The sequence below is a fragment of the Mycoplasmopsis ciconiae genome, assembly GCF_036350065.1.
Lineage (GTDB): Bacteria > Bacillota_I > Bacilli_A > Mycoplasmatales > Metamycoplasmataceae > Mycoplasmopsis > Mycoplasmopsis ciconiae.
On record NZ_JAZDWZ010000009.1, the window covers coordinates 24,694 to 43,370 of the forward strand.

Below are 18,677 nucleotides of genomic sequence, written 5' to 3' on the forward strand. Positions count from 1 at the left end.
CGGTTTTTTGTTTTTATAGAGGTATTATGAAAAGAAATAAAATCGTTTTAGTAACTTCCATTTCCATAGGTGTAGCAGCTTTAGCTATAGGTGCTGGGGTTAGCGGAATTATCGTAGCTCAAAGAAGAAACAATAATTCAAACCAAGCTCAATCACACCAAAATAATGACTCAACATCTCAAACAGATAATCAAACTCAACCAGATAAAGATACACAAAACAATACAACAGATAATCAACTAAATCCAAATCAAAATCAAAGTAACACACAAGAATCTCAGCACAACACACAAGCAACCACCACACATCAAAATACAAACACTAATACTCAAAACAGTGAAAAAGACATTTCAGACTCTAGTCAAACCCACACTCACACAAGCGATAACACTAAAGAAAAAGAACAAACAAATAAAGTTGATACTCCAAAAACACCACAAACACACGAAAATAATAATCAAAACACAACTAAAGATGAATCTACAAACCAAACACATCACTCAACACATACAAGCACTGATACAAAAAGACCAGAAAATCAAGAACACAATAATCAAGCGACCACAGCAAATAACACGCCAACAACTAGCGACAATCACACTTTAGAAAATCCTAATCCTCAAACAACTAAAACAACTCCTGTTATTGCAGAACCTCAAATTATAATCAACTCAATTAAGCACAATTATTCAGATGATTCATATGAGTTGTTTGTAGGTGATAATGTAACAATTGACTTATCAAATTTAAATCTTTCAAATCCACAATGATTTACATTAATTGGGCAAGATTATGAGTTATTAGTTAATCAAAATAATTCAAACTCATACACACTTAATACAAAATATCCACAATTTTTTAGTTTAAAAGTTGTAGACTCTAATCAAAAACAATACATAATAAATTTAGATGTGCAACCGCTTCCAAAAATTAGCATCGCTTACACAAATACAAAAATAAATCCATATCAAGTTTATTCTGTAGCTAATCAAAATCAAAAAGTATCAATCAGCGCCAATTACGATTCAAGTAAATTTACTAATTTAACATGACAAACTTTAGATGCACAAAATAACTGAGTAGATTATCCTAATTTCAACAATATTTTAGAAGTTACAAACATCAAAGCTGCTGAAACTTTAGAGGTTAGATTAGTTGGTACTTTCAAAAACAAACAAGTAATTTCTAACAAACTAATTTTAAATAATCGTATTTATATGTCTGAATTAGCAATAGATTTTGCAAATCCTACTTTTGCTAATATTTATTATGTTGATGTACACCAACAAAATAATGTAACCTCAAGTCTTAATACAAATTTAGACAAACAAAACTTAAAATACACATGACAAAAAATTGTCGATAACAATTGAGTAGATATTGCCGACTCTAATAGTGTAAATTACCAATTTAGCTTGAACGCAGACTTTAACGTAGCTTTACGCTTGAAAGTTGAAGCAAGTGATAATTGAAATACACCAACATTATTTTCAAACGTTTTAGTATTTAGAGAAAAACTTAACAACGAACAATTTGCTAAAGCTAATGAATTATTAAAAGAATTTAAAACTTCTAAACAAGCACAAATTAATACACTAAATAGTTATTTTTCAAATAACTTAGATTTAATTAATGAATTAATTAAGATACCTACAGATGAATTTAGAGTTTTTGAAGTTGATCAATTCATTTTTAAAAATGTTGAAATAGATCAAAATAATCAAATCATTCTAAATTTACAAAATAACTCTAACAGATCATTAATTATTAGAGAAAATGATCCGCATGTATCTATAAACAAGGGTGATGTATTTAAAATTTACACTCCTTATTTTGTTGATAATAATAGTTTTTCAACTAATAATTTAAGCGTTGGGCAAGATGGGGTTATTAAGTGAGTATTTAATTTTAACGTGAGTGAATATATCAAAAAACATCAAAGTAATTTTATTGGTATAGAAATTAATATTGCTAACTCAAACATCAAATCAAAATATAAAAACAACCACATAAATGCGTTAAAACAAATTAGTTTAAACTCATTTACAAGTGATTTTGGGCAATACCAATTAGTAAAAATAGCTCAAGAGGCTAAAGTTAACTTCGAAAATTTAAAACCAAAAGAAACAAATGTTTTAGTAGATCATTTTTATCGCATAGCTGTAGATCCATTTAACACAAGCGGAATTAATACATACTATAAGTACCAATGATACGAAATAGTTGATGGCCAAAAAGTCTTACTTAAAGGCGAAAACAATTATTATTTAAGAACGAGATACACTCAAAAAGTAGATCCATCTATAACAAAAGAATATATTTGTTTTGTTGAAGGTTTAACTGAAACAGGTCTTAATATTAATGGTTGATCACCTGTTTATGTTGTTAATATAACTAACGGTAAAACCATAGAAAGAAGTAAATAATATGAAAAAGAAAAATAAAATTATTAGTTTAACTATAGCCACATTCACTTCTGTGGTAGCTTTTGCCTCAACTTTTTCACTTAATACCAGCACACAAACAATTCAAAAAAACACAAATGAAAATCTTCAAGATAATTTAAATAACTTAACTTCAACAACAATTAATCAACAATTATTAATTCAAAAAAGTGAGGATCCAGATTTAGACTCATTTAACACTAACGTCCAAAATGATCAATTTAATCTTTATGTTAACGATAAAAATGAAGCGTTAGTCGCTAATTATTTAGGTAGTGAAGTTAATTTAACAATTCCTTCTCAAGTACAAATAAACGGACAAACATACACAATCAAAAGATTGGGTGCTTACAGTTTTTTTCAAAAAGACATTGAAAGTGTAACTTTTGCCAATTCCATAACCCACATTGAAAAAGCTGCTTTTGCGAATAATTTTTTACAAGAAGTAAATTTACCAAAAAACCTTTTAGTATTGGGTGATAATGCTTTTAGTAACAATATGTTTACTTATCGTTATGCGCTAAAGATGCCACCATTTACTAAATGAAACAAAGACTATCAAAAAGCTCCGTTTGACTTTAGTAATAATTACAGCAAAATAATTAACCACGTTGCCAATATCATTCAAAATCAAGTTGTCTACACATATGCGTTTGACCAACAAAAATGAGTAATTAGAAGTTTTGTTCCTTCTATAAGCGAATTAAACCATAATGATTTTTATGAAGGTGATGACATTTTTAGAGACAAAAAAGAGATTAATGATAAACAAGCACCATTTAAAAAATTAAGATACTCACAAATGCCAATAGCTTTTAATTCTAATGATTTATCAACTTACTCGTTCAATTTAACTACTAATGATGATAATAAAGCTATTATTTATTTTGATAAACAAAATAATCAAATAAAAACCAAAAAAATTCAATCACATCAATCAAATAACCAAACTTTTGCACTGATGCAGCATTTTTCACAAACTTCAAAACAATTGCAAGAATATAAAATTAATCGTAATTTGGATTTACAAACACTTACTTATGCCAATAATGACATAATTGGTTTTAAAGATGTAGACACATCAAAAATTAGCTACAGCATCAGCTCAAATTACGATAATCAATTTGAATATCAAAACTTTAACAATTTAAATAATCTTTACAACATTAACATTTCAGTCTCAAAAGAAAAAAACAATGCTAACTTTTTTATAGTCAAAAAAGATCAATTACTACCTTTTACACAAATATTTCAACCAGATCTTATTTTAGATTCAAATAACACATTGACAGTTAAAGGTGTAGCAACACCTAATTCAAACATTATCTTAAGTGTTAAAGATACTAATTACGATATTCAAACAGACAAATTTGGTAATTTTTATTTTTCTTTACCTAATTCTAATCTTACAACTCAAGATTTATTAATCTTAAGTGATGGTGTGTCAATGCCATACTATTCACATGCAAGAGGTCAAGATTTAATTAATAAAAGTAACTTCTTTTTTGATGTACACTTCAAAAAAGAATCACTTAAATTTAAAGTGGCTTTAGATCAGGTTAACAACTCCTTTAAAATGAACCAAAGCAACATTCCTTTTTCATGACAAACTCAAGATAATGTTTATAATGACCACATTGAAAACTCAAGTCAGAAACTGCTAAATGACAAAAACCAGAGTTTAAAGATGATCTTAAGCGTTTTTGGTAAAAACCCATTACAAAGTGTAACTTTAGACACTTCCAAAACTCTTGAAGAAAACGCACAAATTCTTCAACAACTTAAGTGAAATTTAGATGACCAACTTGAAATTCAAATAGTTAAACCACGTGATATTGGTTATTATTTTAATGTTGTTAATGACAATAACAGAATCAAAAACCAAGAACAAAAAACTCACCATGATAGTGTCCAAATTTATAATTACAAAATCACACAAAATGGATTGGTGAGTTTAGATGTGACAAACCAAAAAAATTGAAATGAAGTTTTTGATACATCTTGAAAAGGTAATAGCTTTTTAGCAGCCTCTACTAATGGAGATGGATCGCTAGAGACTGATGGATTTAACAAAAACTGATACAACCCTTCAAAATTAATGGACGAGGTTATAGCAAAACTAACTAAAGATTTATCAACTGATTATGAAAAAGCTACAGCCATAAGTCAGTGAATTTCACAAAATATGCACTATACTTTTGATTATGCATACGGACACACTATTGATGGTACTTTTACTCATTTGATGGGTGTTTGTGGTAATTTTGCTAATCTTTTTGCAGTTATGGCTCAAAGAGCAGGAATGGTTACAAGAGTAATTATTGGTAATGCTTTGCAAAAAGTTGATGGTTGAAGCAGTGACACTATTGATCATGCATGAGCACAAATATGATCAAATGATTTAAAAACATGACTAACCTTTGATCCTACTTGAAATTGAATCGGACCAATTGGGATGGTAGAAAACACTATGATTCACGGTAGAAGCGCAATGTTAGTTGCTTTGGTTTTATGACCTGTAGGTACTGATTATTATTCACACTTTAGAGGTTATGAACACGAAGCATTAAATAATTTAAATTCACACTTTGCAATCCAACAAGGTAGATGATCAGCCTCGCCTTCACTTTATAGCGGAGCTGCTATGGCTACATTCTTAGAAAAAGTTCAAAAATTAAATGAACAAGAGTATGCCTCAATGGCTACTGGCGGAGATTTTACAAAACCAAAAGCACTATAAAAAAGTTAAATTTATTGAAATTTCACTTAAGTAAAAATATTTTAAAAAAACCATGTTTTTGTTAAAATAATTACAAGTTTTATTGCTTTGATAGCGTATTGATTTTTAATTCCATAAAAATAAGATTAAAAATTTTTTTGGTAAAATATATATGCTATTTATTAGGGCTAATGGATAGGATCTAGTTGAAAGGCTAGACTTTGGTTGGTTTTAGCGCTAAAACAAATAATTACATAAAAAATGAAAGGAAAATATTATGGCAAAATTAGATTTTGATCGTAGTAAAGAACACGTTAACGTTGGAACCATCGGACACGTTGACCACGGTAAAACAACTTTAACAGCTGCTATTGCTACAGTTTTATCAAAAAAAGGATTATCTGAAGCTCGTGATTACGCTTCTATTGATAATGCACCAGAAGAAAAAGCACGTGGAATTACAATTAACACATCACACATTGAGTACCAAACAGAAGCTCGTCACTACGCTCACGTAGACTGTCCAGGTCACGCTGACTACGTTAAAAACATGATTACTGGAGCAGCTCAAATGGATGGAGCTATCTTAGTTGTTGCTGCTACAGATGGACCTATGCCTCAAACACGTGAACACATTCTTTTATCTAAACAAGTTGGTGTTCCTCGTATCGTTGTTTTCTTAAACAAAGTAGATATGTTAGAAGGTGAAGATGAAATGATCGACTTAGTTGAAATGGAAGTTAGATCATTATTATCAGAATATGGATTTGATGGAGATAATGCTCCAGTTGTTCGTGGTTCTGCTTTAAAAGCTTTAGAAGGTGATGCAAAATACGAAGAAGCTATTATGGAATTAATGAACGCTGTTGATACATACATTGAAACTCCTGTTAAAGAATTTGACAAACCATTCTTAATGGCTGTTGAAGACGTATTCACAATTACAGGACGTGGAACTGTTGCAACAGGACGTGTTGAACGTGGAAAATTAACATTAAACGAAGAAGTTGAAATCGTTGGATTAAAACCTACACGTAAAACAGTTGTTACAGGAATCGAAATGTTCCGTAAAAACTTAAAAGAAGCTATGGCTGGAGATAACGCAGGGTTATTATTACGTGGAATTAACCGTGAAGATGTTGAACGTGGACAAGTTTTAGCTAAACCAGGTTCAATCGTTCCTCACACAGAATTCGAAGCTGCTATCTATGTTCTTAAAAAAGAAGAAGGTGGACGTCACACACCATTCTTTAAAAACTATAAACCACAATTCTACTTCCGTACAACAGACGTAACAGGTGGAGTTGAATTTGAAGCTGGACGTGAAATGGTTGTTCCAGGAGAAAACGTTAACTTAAAAGTTAAATTAATCGCTCCTATCGCCGTTGAAGAGGGAACAAAATTCTCTATCCGTGAAGGTGGACGTACAGTTGGAGCTGGATCAGTTACAAAAATTATTAAATAATTGATTCAACTACAATAATTTATAATATATCAAGTTAGTATCTTTAAGGTACTAACTTTTTTAATTTAAAAGCAATATAAAATGGGCAAAATGGTAAAATTAGGGTACATTTATTTTGATACAAAATAAATACTAAGGAGAAAAAATGCAAAATAATAGTTTAAATTCACTTTTAAGAGATAAACTACAAAAAATCACGTTAGAGTTAAAAGAAGATAACATCTTTGAAAGTGATTTTGATTTTAATGACTTGAGTTTCAATTTAAGTGAACCCAACATCAATAACGCAAGTGAAAAAACATACGAATATGCTACTAATATTGCGTTTATACTTAAAAAATATACAAAAATAAATGTTTTACAATTAGCTCAGTTAATAAGTGACAAACTTTCAAAATTAACCCTTAATAATCAAAAGTTATTCCAATATGTTGATATAGCGGCACCTGGTTTTATTAATATGAGTTTTACTAATGTTGCTTATGCATACGTTTTAAATAACATTTTAGAATCACAAGAAGCTTATGGATCAAATCAAATTATTTGAGATGAAACTATTAAGCCTATTAATGTTGAATACGTTTCAGCTAACCCAACAGGTTCTTTACACGTAGGACACGCTCGTGGAGCAGCTATTGGTGATACTTTAATAAGAATTAAGCGTTTTTATGGAGAAAAAGTTGTGGCTGAGTATTATGTTAATGATGCAGGAAATCAAATTGAAAATTTAGTAGAATCAGCAAAAGTACGTTATTTTGAGTTGTTTAATATAAATTTACCAATGCCTCAAGAGTGTTATAGAGGAAGTGATATTATTAATTTAGCAATTGAAATCAAACAAAAATATAATGATTATTTTATGAATGATTTTGACCAAAAAAGATGAGAATTTAGAAATGTTTGCGTTGATTTTCTTTTAAATAAAATTCGTCAAGATTTAGAAGAATTTGGTGTTGTTTTTGACAAATTTTCTTCTGAATTAGCTATTAAAAACAGTGGACAAATCGAAGCTACTTTAGAAAAGTTAAAGAAATACACATATATGAGTGAAGGTGCTTTATTCCTTAAAACTAGTGATTTTGGTGATGATAAAGATCGTGTTTTAATTAAAAGTGACAACACACTTACATATTTCACTCCTGATATTGCCTACCATTTACAAAAAATGCAGCACTCAAGTAAATTAATCAACATCTGAGGAGCTGATCACTCAGGTTATGTTGCAAGAATGAGTATTGCATTACAATGTTTAGGTTATCCTAAGCAACTATTAGATGTTTTAATTGTTCAGTTAGTTAGATTAATTAAAGATGGACAAGAATTTAAAATGTCTAAAAGAGCAGGAACCAGTGTTACTTTAGCTGATTTATTAGAAGCTTCTTCAAAAGATGCCGTTAGATTTATGATGGTAACTAGAGATGCTAACACAAAATTTGATTTTGATATTGATAAAAGTAATTCTCTAGATCAGAACAACCCTGTTTTTAGTGTTCAATATGCCCATTCACGCGCAACATCTGTGCTTAAAAAAGCTGGTGAATTTAATTATAATTATGACGAAGAATTTAACTTATATCCTAAAATGGCTAAGTTAATTTTACATTTAGATTCTTTTAGTGAAACTATTAAAGCGATTGTCCAAACTAATAAAATTCAGCTTATGCCCACTTATTTAGTTACTCTTTCAAACTTATACAACAGTTTTTATTCAGAACACAAAATTATAGGTTCTAAAAATGAAGCAGCGCTGCTAAGTTTAACCCAAGCTACTAAAAATATTTTAAAAGTTGGTTTAGAGTTAATTGGTGTTAGTGCCCCCGAACAGATGTAACCAAAAAAGTTAATTTTCGTTAAAAAAATAACCATTTTTTAATTTTTTTGTTTTTTGAGTGCTATAATATTAAACGGAAGAATGATATTGATTTCTTCGGTATTTGTGATGAGAAATTAATATTATTTTTTACCAATATATTAAAAACGAAGTTGTTTACTTGGAAAATCTTGTGATACTGAAAAAAGATTATTCTCTTGCAAACTCTGCGCTAAAAAAGGAGAATTAAATATGGAAAAATCATGTTCAAAAGAAAAATCATGTTCAATGCAAAGTTCATGTGATAAAGATAAAAAAGATTGTTCTTTATCAAAATCATGTGAAAGTAAAAGCGAATGCACAATGGCTAAAACATGTGACAAAAAAGCAGAAGAATGTTCAAAAGATAAATGTGAATCTTCTTGCGATTCTAAAGCTGTACAATCTTGTTCAAAAGAAAAATGTGCTTCTGACAAATCAAGCTGCTCATGCGCTCAAGAATGTAAATGCTAATTTCCTTTTTATTTTTTAACCAAGACTCATGTCTTGGTTTTTTATAGCATTTATTTACTAATTTGATCAATTTAATTCTTAAACCTAAATTACTTAAGCTAGCTAAAGCGCAAAAAAAGAAACTAAGTTATTCTTAGTTTCTTTTTTTACTTAATTATTTTCTACGTTTTTTAGCTAATAAGTAAATTCCGTATGTTCCTAAACTTAAGGCGATAGCAATAATTGAAATACCAACAATTAAAGCGACTTTAGATGGAGAACCAGTTTGTGATTTTTGAGGTAATAATTGACTAATTTCTTGTTCAAGTTTATTTTGAATTTCTTTTAATGATGAAAGTGAATTTGCATCCTTGATGTTTTGGTTTATTAAATCATTAACTTGTTTTTCTAATTGTTGTTTTTGTTCTTCACTTAAGTTAGGATTTTGTTTAATTTCTTTTTCGATTAAATCATTAATTTCATTAACTAATTTATCTTTAGCATTATTTACTTCTAGACCTTTAACCTCATTTGAGTTAACGTAGTTGTAAATGTTTTGTAATTGTTGTTGTAATTGTTCTGAAGTGTTAGACTCATGCGCTTGTTGTTGTTTTTGTTTGATGTTGTTGATAATTTCTTGTTTTTGAGTTTCATTTAAATATTTATTGTCACTAATTGATTTGATTATGTCTTCAATTTTGTTATCAACATTAGCTTTTTCAATATTTAATTCTCTGTTTTTAACAATTTCTTGAGCTATTAAGCTTGTTATTTTAGCTTTTATTGCCTCAACCATGACATCAACATCACTAAAGTTGTTGATTTGATCAACTTTAGCTTTTTCAGTGTTAACTACTTCACTTAAGCTTTGTTTTTGATTTGGGGTTAAATCATTTTGTTGATTAATGCTTTGCTCAATATTATCTAACGCATCTAAGAATTTTTCTCTAGCACTATTAAGCGCTTGATCACTTTCTTGTGCTTTTGCTAAGTTTTCTTTAGCTTCTTGCACAACTCTGTTAACATCAGGAATAATCTCTTGATTATTTAGTGTGTCTTTGATTTCTTGTGCTTGAGTGCTTAAGTTTTGTTTTTGTTGTTCACTTAAGTTTGGATTATTGTTGATTTGTTCTAATAATTTATCAATTTCTGCTTTAGCTTCTTCTTTAGCGTTATTAAGTGGAATATTAGTTTCTTTATCATTTTGAACTGAATTATTAGCGCTTTGAGCAGAGTCTTTAGTAATTTGAGCTACGTTTTGAATATCAGCAGAATTGTTAATATCATTAATAGCTTCTTTGATTTTGTTAATGATATCCGCTTTTTGAGTCGGTGTTAATTCTTCGTTGTTTTGAATTGAATTAATTAAGTTGTTTAACTGATCTTTAGCATTAGCTTTATTTTCGTTTAAGTCTTTGTTAGTTTCTTTAAATTCTTGCACTTTATTTTCCGCTGATTCTAAAGATTGAGCAGTTAAATTATCTTCTACGCTAGTGTTGTTTTCTAGTGCTTGATCTAATTTGTCTTTAGTGTTGTTAAGAGCGTTGATTAACTCTTGTTTTTGAGCTGGTGTTAATAAGTCATTGTTTTGGATTTTATCAATTTCATTATCTACAAGTGCTTTTTGAGTTTCGATGTTTTCAACTGCTTTAGCTTTTTCAACACTTGAGTTTATTGAATCGCTATCTTTAGCGTTTTGAATTTGCTCTTTAGTGTTATTTAACTCATTTATAATTTCGTGTTTTTGTGATTCACTTAAATTAGGGTTATTTTTAACACTTTCAATAAGCTGATTAACTTGTTGTTGTGCTTGGTTTTTGTCATTGTTTAATTTAATGTTAGCTTGTGATTCTTCACTAGCTAAGTTTTTAGCTTGTTGCAATGTATTTTGCACATCTGTGTTGTTTTCAGCGTTATTTAAGTTATTGATTTGTTCTTGTAATTTATTTGCTAATTCTTGTTTTTGAGCTGAAGTTAATTGTTCGTTTGCTTGAATGTTATTAATAAGTTGTTGAATTTCTTCTTTAGCTGAGTTTTTAGCGCTGTTTAATTCAGTGTTTTGAGATTTGTCAGCTTCTAAAGCTTTATTAGCTTGGTTTTTAGCTTCTGTGGCAATTTGTTCAACATTAGGAATTTCTGAAGCGTTATTGATGTTATTTAATGCTTCATTAACCTTGTTGATAATTTCAGCTTTTTGAGTTGGTGTTAATTCTTCGTTGTTTTGAATTGAATTAATTAAGTTGTTTAACTGATCTTTAGCGTCAGCTTTAGTGTTATTTAGCCCTTTATTAGTTTCTTTAAACTCATCAACTTTAGTTTGAGTTGAATCTAAAGCGCTTTGCGCTAGATCAGCAGAAGGGTTTTGATTTGAATTAAGCGCTTGCTGTAATTGATCTTTAGCTGTGTTTAAGTTATCTATTAACTCTTGTTTTTGAGCTGGAGTTAATAAGTCATTATTTTGAACATTATTAATTTCATTATCTACAAGTGCTTTTTGAGTATCAACATTTTCAATAACTTTAGCTTTGTCTAAAATTGAAGGTATTTGTGATTGTTCAGAATTATCAATTAAATCTTTTTGTTTTTGTAAATCACTTACAATATTTTGTTTTTGTTGCTCACTTAAGTTTGTATTATTATTAACTTTATCAATTAAATTATCTACTTGTGCTTTAGCTGTATCTTTATTTTGTTTTGTTAATGCCTGTTCCACAGCTTGATTAATTTCATCAGCATTTTGTGCAGAATCAATCTCATCTTTAGCTTTTGTTAAGTTATTAATAATTTCTTGTTTTTGAGCTGGAGTTAATTGATCATTGTTATTTGTATTTTCAATAGCTTGATCAATTTTTTCTTTAGCTTGTACTTGATCTTGAGCCAATTCTTTTTGTTCATTAATTTGAGCATTGATTTTAGCTACTTCAATGTTTTTGTTTAATTCTTTAAGAGTATCTTCGATAAATTTTGGATAATCTTGAGGGGCACCATCATAATTATTAATAGCGTTTTTAGCGTTATTAATTTGTTGTTGAATTTGTGCGTTTTGTGCTATAGATAAGTTATTTTGAATATCTGAATAATCATCTAAGGCTTCATTTACATTTTCTTTAGCTTGTTCAATATCTTTTGATAATTGTTCTGCTAGTTGTTTAATAGCTTCAACTTGTTCTTTTGTTGGCGCTCCATTAATGTCATTTTCTAAAGCTTGTTTAATGCTTTGAGGTAAATCATCAGCTATAGCAGCTTTAGCATTATCTTTTTGATCTTGATTTTTAGAATTAAATATCTCTTGTGCTTTAGCTATTGCTTCATTTAAAGTTTCTTGGGCTTGTGTTAAATTATTTGCCGCTTCAGTGTTGTGAGTTGTGTTTGCGTTCTCAAAATTATTGTTTTGCACAGCAGCTTTAGCAACTTCTAAAGCATCATTTAACTCTTGCATTTGCTCTGGAGTTAAATATTTAGCATATTCTTCATTAATTTTTTCTTGTTGAGCAATTGCATCATTAATTTGATTTTGAGTTTTGTCGATGTTTTTGAATTGTTCAACATTGTCTTGTAATGTTTTAAGTAAGTGGTTTTCTTCTTCATCTAAAGCACTGCCGCTAGCCAATTTTTCTTTGATTGTGTTAAGTTGCTGTTGTTGTTCAGGTGTTACAACTTTGGATATTTCTTCTTGCGGAATACCTAAATCATCTAAAGAATCAATTGCCTCGTTAACTTTATTGTTAGCAGCACTAGATTTAGCTAAAGATAATTCCTTAGCTAAATCGTTTATTTTAGTATCTAAAAGACTTTGGTATTCTTGCGCACTGCCACTAAAATCTTTTAATTGTTGTTGAGTTTGAGTAACAAAATCATTAAATCTTTGTTTTTGAGCTTCGCTTAAAGAATCTTTAATTTGATTAAACTCTTCTTGCGCTTTTGTAAAATCTTGATTTAATTTAGCTTGTTGAGCTGATAAGTTTTGACTTAATGAGCTAATTTGATCTAATGCATCTTTAGTATTTGCGCTATCAATTTGTGCGTTTAAATCATTTTTAACACTTGTAGGTAAAGTTGAATCAATTTCACTTCTAACGCTATCTTTTTGATTTTGGTTTTGAGCATCATAAATTTCTTTGGCATCATTTAAAGCTTTTTCTAAAGTTTGTTGCGCTTGTAACAAGTTAGTTGCAGCACTTGTGTTGTTGTCAGAATTATTAATAAATTTATTTGCTTCTAAAGCATCTTTAGCAGCTTGTAAAGCTTCATTTAAATTTCTTTGTTGTTCTTCATTTAAATATTTACTATAATCATCAGCTAATTTTTCTTGAGCACTAATTGCTTCATTCATAGCTTTAGTAGGGTTATAAATATTAATATATTGTTGAATGTTATTTTGAATTTCATTTAACAAGTCTTTTTGTGGTTTTGTGAGCGTTTGGTTTTCTTTTAATTTATGTTGAATCTCGTTAAATTCTTGTTTTTGAGCTAGTGTTATAACAATGTTAGTTTGTTCATCATTTAAATTTAAATGTTTCAATTTTTCAATTGCTTTTTTAGTGTTATTGTTTAGAGCATTATCTTGTGCTAAATCTAAAGCGTTTTGCAATTGTTTTTGTTTTAAGGCTAATAACTCTTGATACTGATCAGGGTTACCACTAAAGTTTTGCAATTCGTTATTAATTTGTTTAATTGTTTCTGTAAATGCTTCTTTTTGTGGAGTTTCTAGCGAATTAGCTATAGAGTTGAATGAATTTTGATCTTCATTTATTTTATCTTTAAGAGCAGCTAAATTAGAGTTAAGAGTATTTGTTTGTTCTTTAACACTCTCTAGTGTTTCTTTGTTGGTTGTATTAGCTTCTTCTCTTAAAGCGTTTTTAACACTTTCAGGTAAATTAGATTGGTTAATAATTTCATTAACAGCAGCTTTTTGATCACCGCTTGCTTTTTCGTATTGAGATTTAGCTTCATCTAAAGCGTCTTGTAAAGTTTCCTGTGCTTGGTTTAAGTTGCCAAGTGATTCAATATTTTTCTTTGAATTACCATTTACAAAAGCATTTTCTTCTAGAGCGTTTTTAGCCGCAGCTAAAGCTTGTTTAAGAGTTTGCATTTGTGAATCAGATAAATATTGAGCATATTCATTTAATTTTGACTCTTGTTCGCTAATAGCTTGCTGCATTTGTGTTGTAGGTGTATTAAGCTGAGTAAATTCATCAACATTATTTTTAATTGTAGTTAACAATTGTTTTTGTTGTTCACTTATAGGTTGATTGCTTTCAATTAAACCTTTAATTGTGTTAAATTCTTGCTCTTGACTTGAATCAACTACAGCGCTAGTGTCAACTCCTTGCATTTGTTTAAGTGAGTTATATGCTTGGTTAGCAGGATTAAACGCAGCTTGAGAATCAGCTAAAGCAATCTTGTTAGCTAAATCGGTTGTTTTGTTTTCTAAAAGACTTTCGTACTCTGTTGCATTTTGATTAAATGAACTTAACTGTGTTTCTGTTGAATTAATGAAGTCATTTAATGCACTAAGTTGAGTTTCTGTTAAATCGTTTTGAAGTGATTGAGCTTTAGTTTTAGCTACTTCTAAAGCTTTGTTTAATTCACTTTGTTTTTGGCTTAAATTTGAGACTTTTTGTTCAATTGCTTGCAATTGTTCTTTTGATAATTCACCTTGAGTTTGTTGTGTTAAATCATCTTTAACACTTTGAGGTAAAGCTGAATTAGTGATAATTCTTTGAGTTGAAGATAATTGCCCTTGGCTAGCGGCTTCATATTTTTGTTTAGCGGTTTGTACAGCTTGTTCTAATGCTGTTTTAGCGGTGCTTAAATTTTCAAGGGATTCTTCGTTTTTGCCTGTGTTCCCATTTACGAATGCATTATCGCTAAGTGCTTGCTGAGCGGCTTGAAGTGCGTTTTGGTAGTTTTGTAAATCTTCAGCCTCTAAATATTGTGAGTATTTATCTTGTAATGACTCTTGTTCTTTTAAAATATCTTCAATTTGTTTTGTAGGTGTTTGTAGTGCATTAAATTCATTGATATTGTTTTTTATTGTATTTAATAATTGAATTTGATCACTATCTAAAGGTGTGTTTTCTTGAATCAATTCTTTAGCTTGTTCAAATTTTGAAACTTGATCAGGTGTAACAACTACATTTTTTTGTTCTTGAGTTAATTGATCATTAGCTTTTAATGCTTCATAAAGTGTATTAGCTGGATTAAACGCAGCTTGAGATTCAGCTAATTTAATTTTAGTTTGTAATTCGGTGGTTTTTTCATCTAAAAAACTTTGGAATTCTTGTGGTATTCCTGTGTATGAACTAATTTCTTGTTTTAAAGTACTTATATAATTGTTCAATGCATTTGGATCACTTTGATCTAAATTGTCTTTGATAGCTTCGTATTTTTGCAATCCTTGTTCTAAAGCACTCTCTAAACTTTGTTGTTTAGTTAATAAATCGTTAGCTAATTGTTGTAGAGATTCTAAATTTTGTTTATTAGTTGCCTGAGTTACGCTTGTTGTTAAACTGTTTTTGATTGCTTGTGGTAAACTCTCGTTAATGCTTGAAGTAACTTGATCTCTTAAGTTAGCTAAAGCTGGTTCGTAAATATTTTTAGCAGTTTCTATAGCAGAGTTAAGTGAATTTTTTGCTCGTTTTAAAGCTTCTAAAGCATTTTGATTAGCTGAAGTTTGCCCTTGAGTAAAATTATTATCTGTTATTGCATTTTCAGCCTCTTGTAATGCTGAACTTAAAGCTTCTTTTTGTTCTGGATCTAAAAAGCTATTGTAATCATCGTTAAGCGGTCTTTGAGCATCTAAAAGGGTTTGAATTTCTTTTTTTGCATTTGTTATAGCAGCGTATTCATTAACATTTTTGCTAATAACCTCTAATTTATTTTCATCTTCTGGAGAAAGATTTTGTCCAGAAGATATTTTTTGTTCAATATCTCTTAAATCTTGTTGTTGCTCTGGTGTTAAAAAATCATCTTGATTTGCTTGTGGTAAATTTAGGGAATCAAGTGTTTGTTTAACTTTCTCAAGTGTATTTTTATTTTCAACTTTTGCCACAGCAGCATTAGCTTCATCAACAATTGTAGAAATTTGTTGTGTTAATGTAGTTTCAGGTGTTTGATTAGTAGAGTTATCTGTAATGGCTTGTTGTGCTTTTTGTTTTTGAGCTTCAAGTTCTTCTAGTAATTGTTGAACTTGCTCGGCGCTAAATTTATTATCATCATTAGCTTGAACATTTTGAATCAATTTATCAATTGTGTTATTTGCAATTGATGTATTTGCATTAACCACAGAATTATTAAATGTTGTTTGTGCACTGTTGAGTGTTTGAGAAGAATTGATTGCATCTTTTTGTTGTTGCAACTCTCTAATAATTTCTTCTTTTTGAGATTCATCTAATAAGCTATGAGGATTAGTTTGAACACTTTGGATTAATTCATCTATTTTAGAAGAAGCTTGTAGTTTGTAATCAGATAATTCTTGTGCAGCAGCATCATTTTGCCGTTTTGCAATCTCAAGTGCTTGATCTAATGCAGAAATTCCATTGTTTATATTACCTGCTAACGATGAATTATCAGTAGTTCCAGGTGTAAATGTATTGCTTTGAAGTGTTGCTTCTAAGTTTTGAATTTGTTTGTTTAATTCATTATATTGATCAGGTGTTAAAAGATTTTGATATTCTTGTAATTTTTGTTTGGCTTGATCAATGTCTGATTGTGCTTTTTGTCTAGCTGCATTAATTTCTGGTAAAAGTTTAACGTTATCAATGGCAGCTGTTAGAGATGATTGAATTTCTGGATTATTTTCAATTATTTTCCCATTTACCAATGTTTGTTTTATTGATTCAATTTCTCGTTTTTGTTCATCGGTCAAAGCTTCGTTATAGTTAGATTCGTTTGAAGATTTTTCGTTTTCTAATTCAATAATTTGTTTAAATTCTTCAACTTGATTATTATAGTTTGTAGCTTTATTAATCAATTTATCGAGTGTTGCTGAGTTCACCATTTGAGATGACTGCTCTAACTCATTTATTGCATCGTTATAATATTTTAGTAATCCTGGGTTATTAGGGTTTTGTTCAACTATATTTTGTAGCTGTTGTTTAACGGTATTAATTTGTTCAATTTTTTGCTGATATACTTGATCACCGTTTAACGTGTTTATTAATGCATTTCTATCACTTTGACTTCTTGGGTAAAGACTAGCAAAATTACCTCATATTTTTGGTCGTGTTAAAGGAATATTACCTTGACTTCCTGATAAATTTATTAAAGCTGCAGATTCGTTGTTTTTACCACCAGTAACATCTGTAGGCGAATTTATTGTTTTTGTATAAATTTTAAATGTTTGATTTTTATTTAAACCTAAACCTGTTTTATACATATTAAACGCAAAGGCTGAATATTCTGGTCTAAAGTTATAATTATTTATAAATACTTTATAACTAAAATATTGATTTAAATAAACCAACGAATTATTGTAAATGTTGGATAATTGAGTATTAGTAGATTGAGAATAATTAATATCATAATTGTAATATGGTTGATACGCAGATTTAAAATAGTTGTATAAAGAAGTTGATGCAAAAGTCACTTGATTATCTGTTGTATTTGTAGAACTTAATGATCTTGATCTTGTATAAAAATTTAAATCTGGTACATTGACGTTTTGCTTAAAATAAAATAAAAATTTAGTCGCGATATCGTTAGGTTGAGGATCTAAATTCAGTTGTTCTTCAGACGCTTCAGTTTGATAAAAATCTAGTAATTGTTGTTCATTTTCTAGCATACCAATAACCAAAGTAAGTTGGGCAACAATAATACCTGAAGAAACATTTACGCTGTTATTAAATTGTCAAACATTGGGGTCTCCGCTCAAGGTATATCCATTTGTATTCTTTATTGTAAAATTGTTAATCATTTGATCATATAAAGAACCATTAACAAATAATAACTTTAAATATTTAAAAGGGTCTGTGGGTTGCGTGTCATTAGTTTCTAAAGCGAGCACAGCATTTTTAAAAGTTTCGTAATTTTCATAAGCAGAATTTAAAAATTCACTAATTTTTTCTGTTGTACTTAAATCTTGTGTATTTTTAAATGCATTTCATAATTGTTCATTTTTGTTTTTAAAACCTTCGAAAGCCATTCTATATTGTTGATTAGATAAATAATCTGGGTTTTGTAAAAGTTTATATGAATTAAATTCACCGCTAATTGAATCATTTGTTTGAGTATTAAATGTGTTCTGATTTTGTGAAAATTCACTACCCCCAAATGTAAAAACAACCAAGTTAGAATATGCTTGAATAGACTCAAAAGACAATTTTAAAACTTCTTTTCTTAAGTTAACAAAAGAATTATAATCGGTAACGTCGTCCAATTTAGAAAGTAAGTATACTTTTTGTGTATTAGTTAATCCTGGTAAAAAATCGTTATACATTTTTTGTTCAATTAACTCTCTGATTTGCTGTTTAAATTGATTAATTTGCTGCTGAATAATTGAAACTTCAGAAGTTTCATTATTTTCGCTTGCAGATACAACAAAAGGTGCCATAGCTGTTAGGCCAATTCCAGCTAATACCCCCGTTAAAATAATCTTTTTATTTTTCTTCATTTTTTATCCTTATAAGTTAAAAAGCATCAAAAAAATTTATGATTAAAATCACAAAAGTCTTTTGTGCACTTTCATTATATATATTGAAAATAATCACTGATATATATATATATATAAGCGTGTATTTATAGAAT

At 29.1% G+C, this 18,677-nt stretch carries 6 protein-coding genes; 4 read left to right on the plus strand and 2 right to left on the minus strand.

The window, feature by feature from the left end; genetic code table 4:
- The first annotated feature begins 26 nt into the window (after nucleotides 1-26).
- From V2E24_RS02970 to argS, 4 genes are all read left to right on the plus strand, one after another.
- Complete coding sequence (locus V2E24_RS02970) at nucleotides 27-2,426, plus strand: hypothetical protein (protein WP_330500940.1); 2,400 nt, start codon at nucleotides 27-29, stop codon at nucleotides 2,424-2,426.
- Nucleotide 2,427: 1 nt separating this feature from the next.
- Entirely contained in the window at nucleotides 2,428-5,184 is a 2,757-nt protein-coding gene (locus V2E24_RS02975) for a transglutaminase domain-containing protein (RefSeq protein ID WP_330500941.1), read from the plus strand.
- Between the two features lie 256 nt (nucleotides 5,185-5,440).
- Nucleotides 5,441-6,628, plus strand: a complete 1,188-nt coding sequence (gene tuf, locus V2E24_RS02980; protein ID WP_330500942.1) for an elongation factor Tu — start codon at nucleotides 5,441-5,443, stop codon at nucleotides 6,626-6,628.
- Between the two features lie 145 nt (nucleotides 6,629-6,773).
- The gene (argS, locus tag V2E24_RS02985) at nucleotides 6,774-8,459 is read left to right on the plus strand and encodes an arginine--tRNA ligase (RefSeq protein ID WP_330500943.1); all 1,686 of its coding nucleotides are present in this window, start codon (nucleotides 6,774-6,776) and stop codon (nucleotides 8,457-8,459) included.
- Nucleotides 8,460-8,599: 140 nt separating this feature from the next.
- On the opposite strand, the gene V2E24_RS02990 is transcribed toward argS, so the two are convergent.
- Both V2E24_RS02990 and V2E24_RS02995 read right to left on the minus strand, forming a co-directional pair.
- A complete protein-coding gene (locus V2E24_RS02990; RefSeq protein WP_330500944.1) occupies nucleotides 8,600-8,914 on the minus strand; it encodes a hypothetical protein in 315 nt (104 codons plus the stop codon).
- A 191-nt stretch (nucleotides 8,915-9,105) separates the two neighbouring features.
- Complete coding sequence (locus V2E24_RS02995; RefSeq protein ID WP_330500945.1) at nucleotides 9,106-18,543, minus strand: hypothetical protein; 9,438 nt, start codon at nucleotides 18,541-18,543, stop codon at nucleotides 9,106-9,108.
- Between the last annotated feature and the right edge of the window lie 134 nt (nucleotides 18,544-18,677).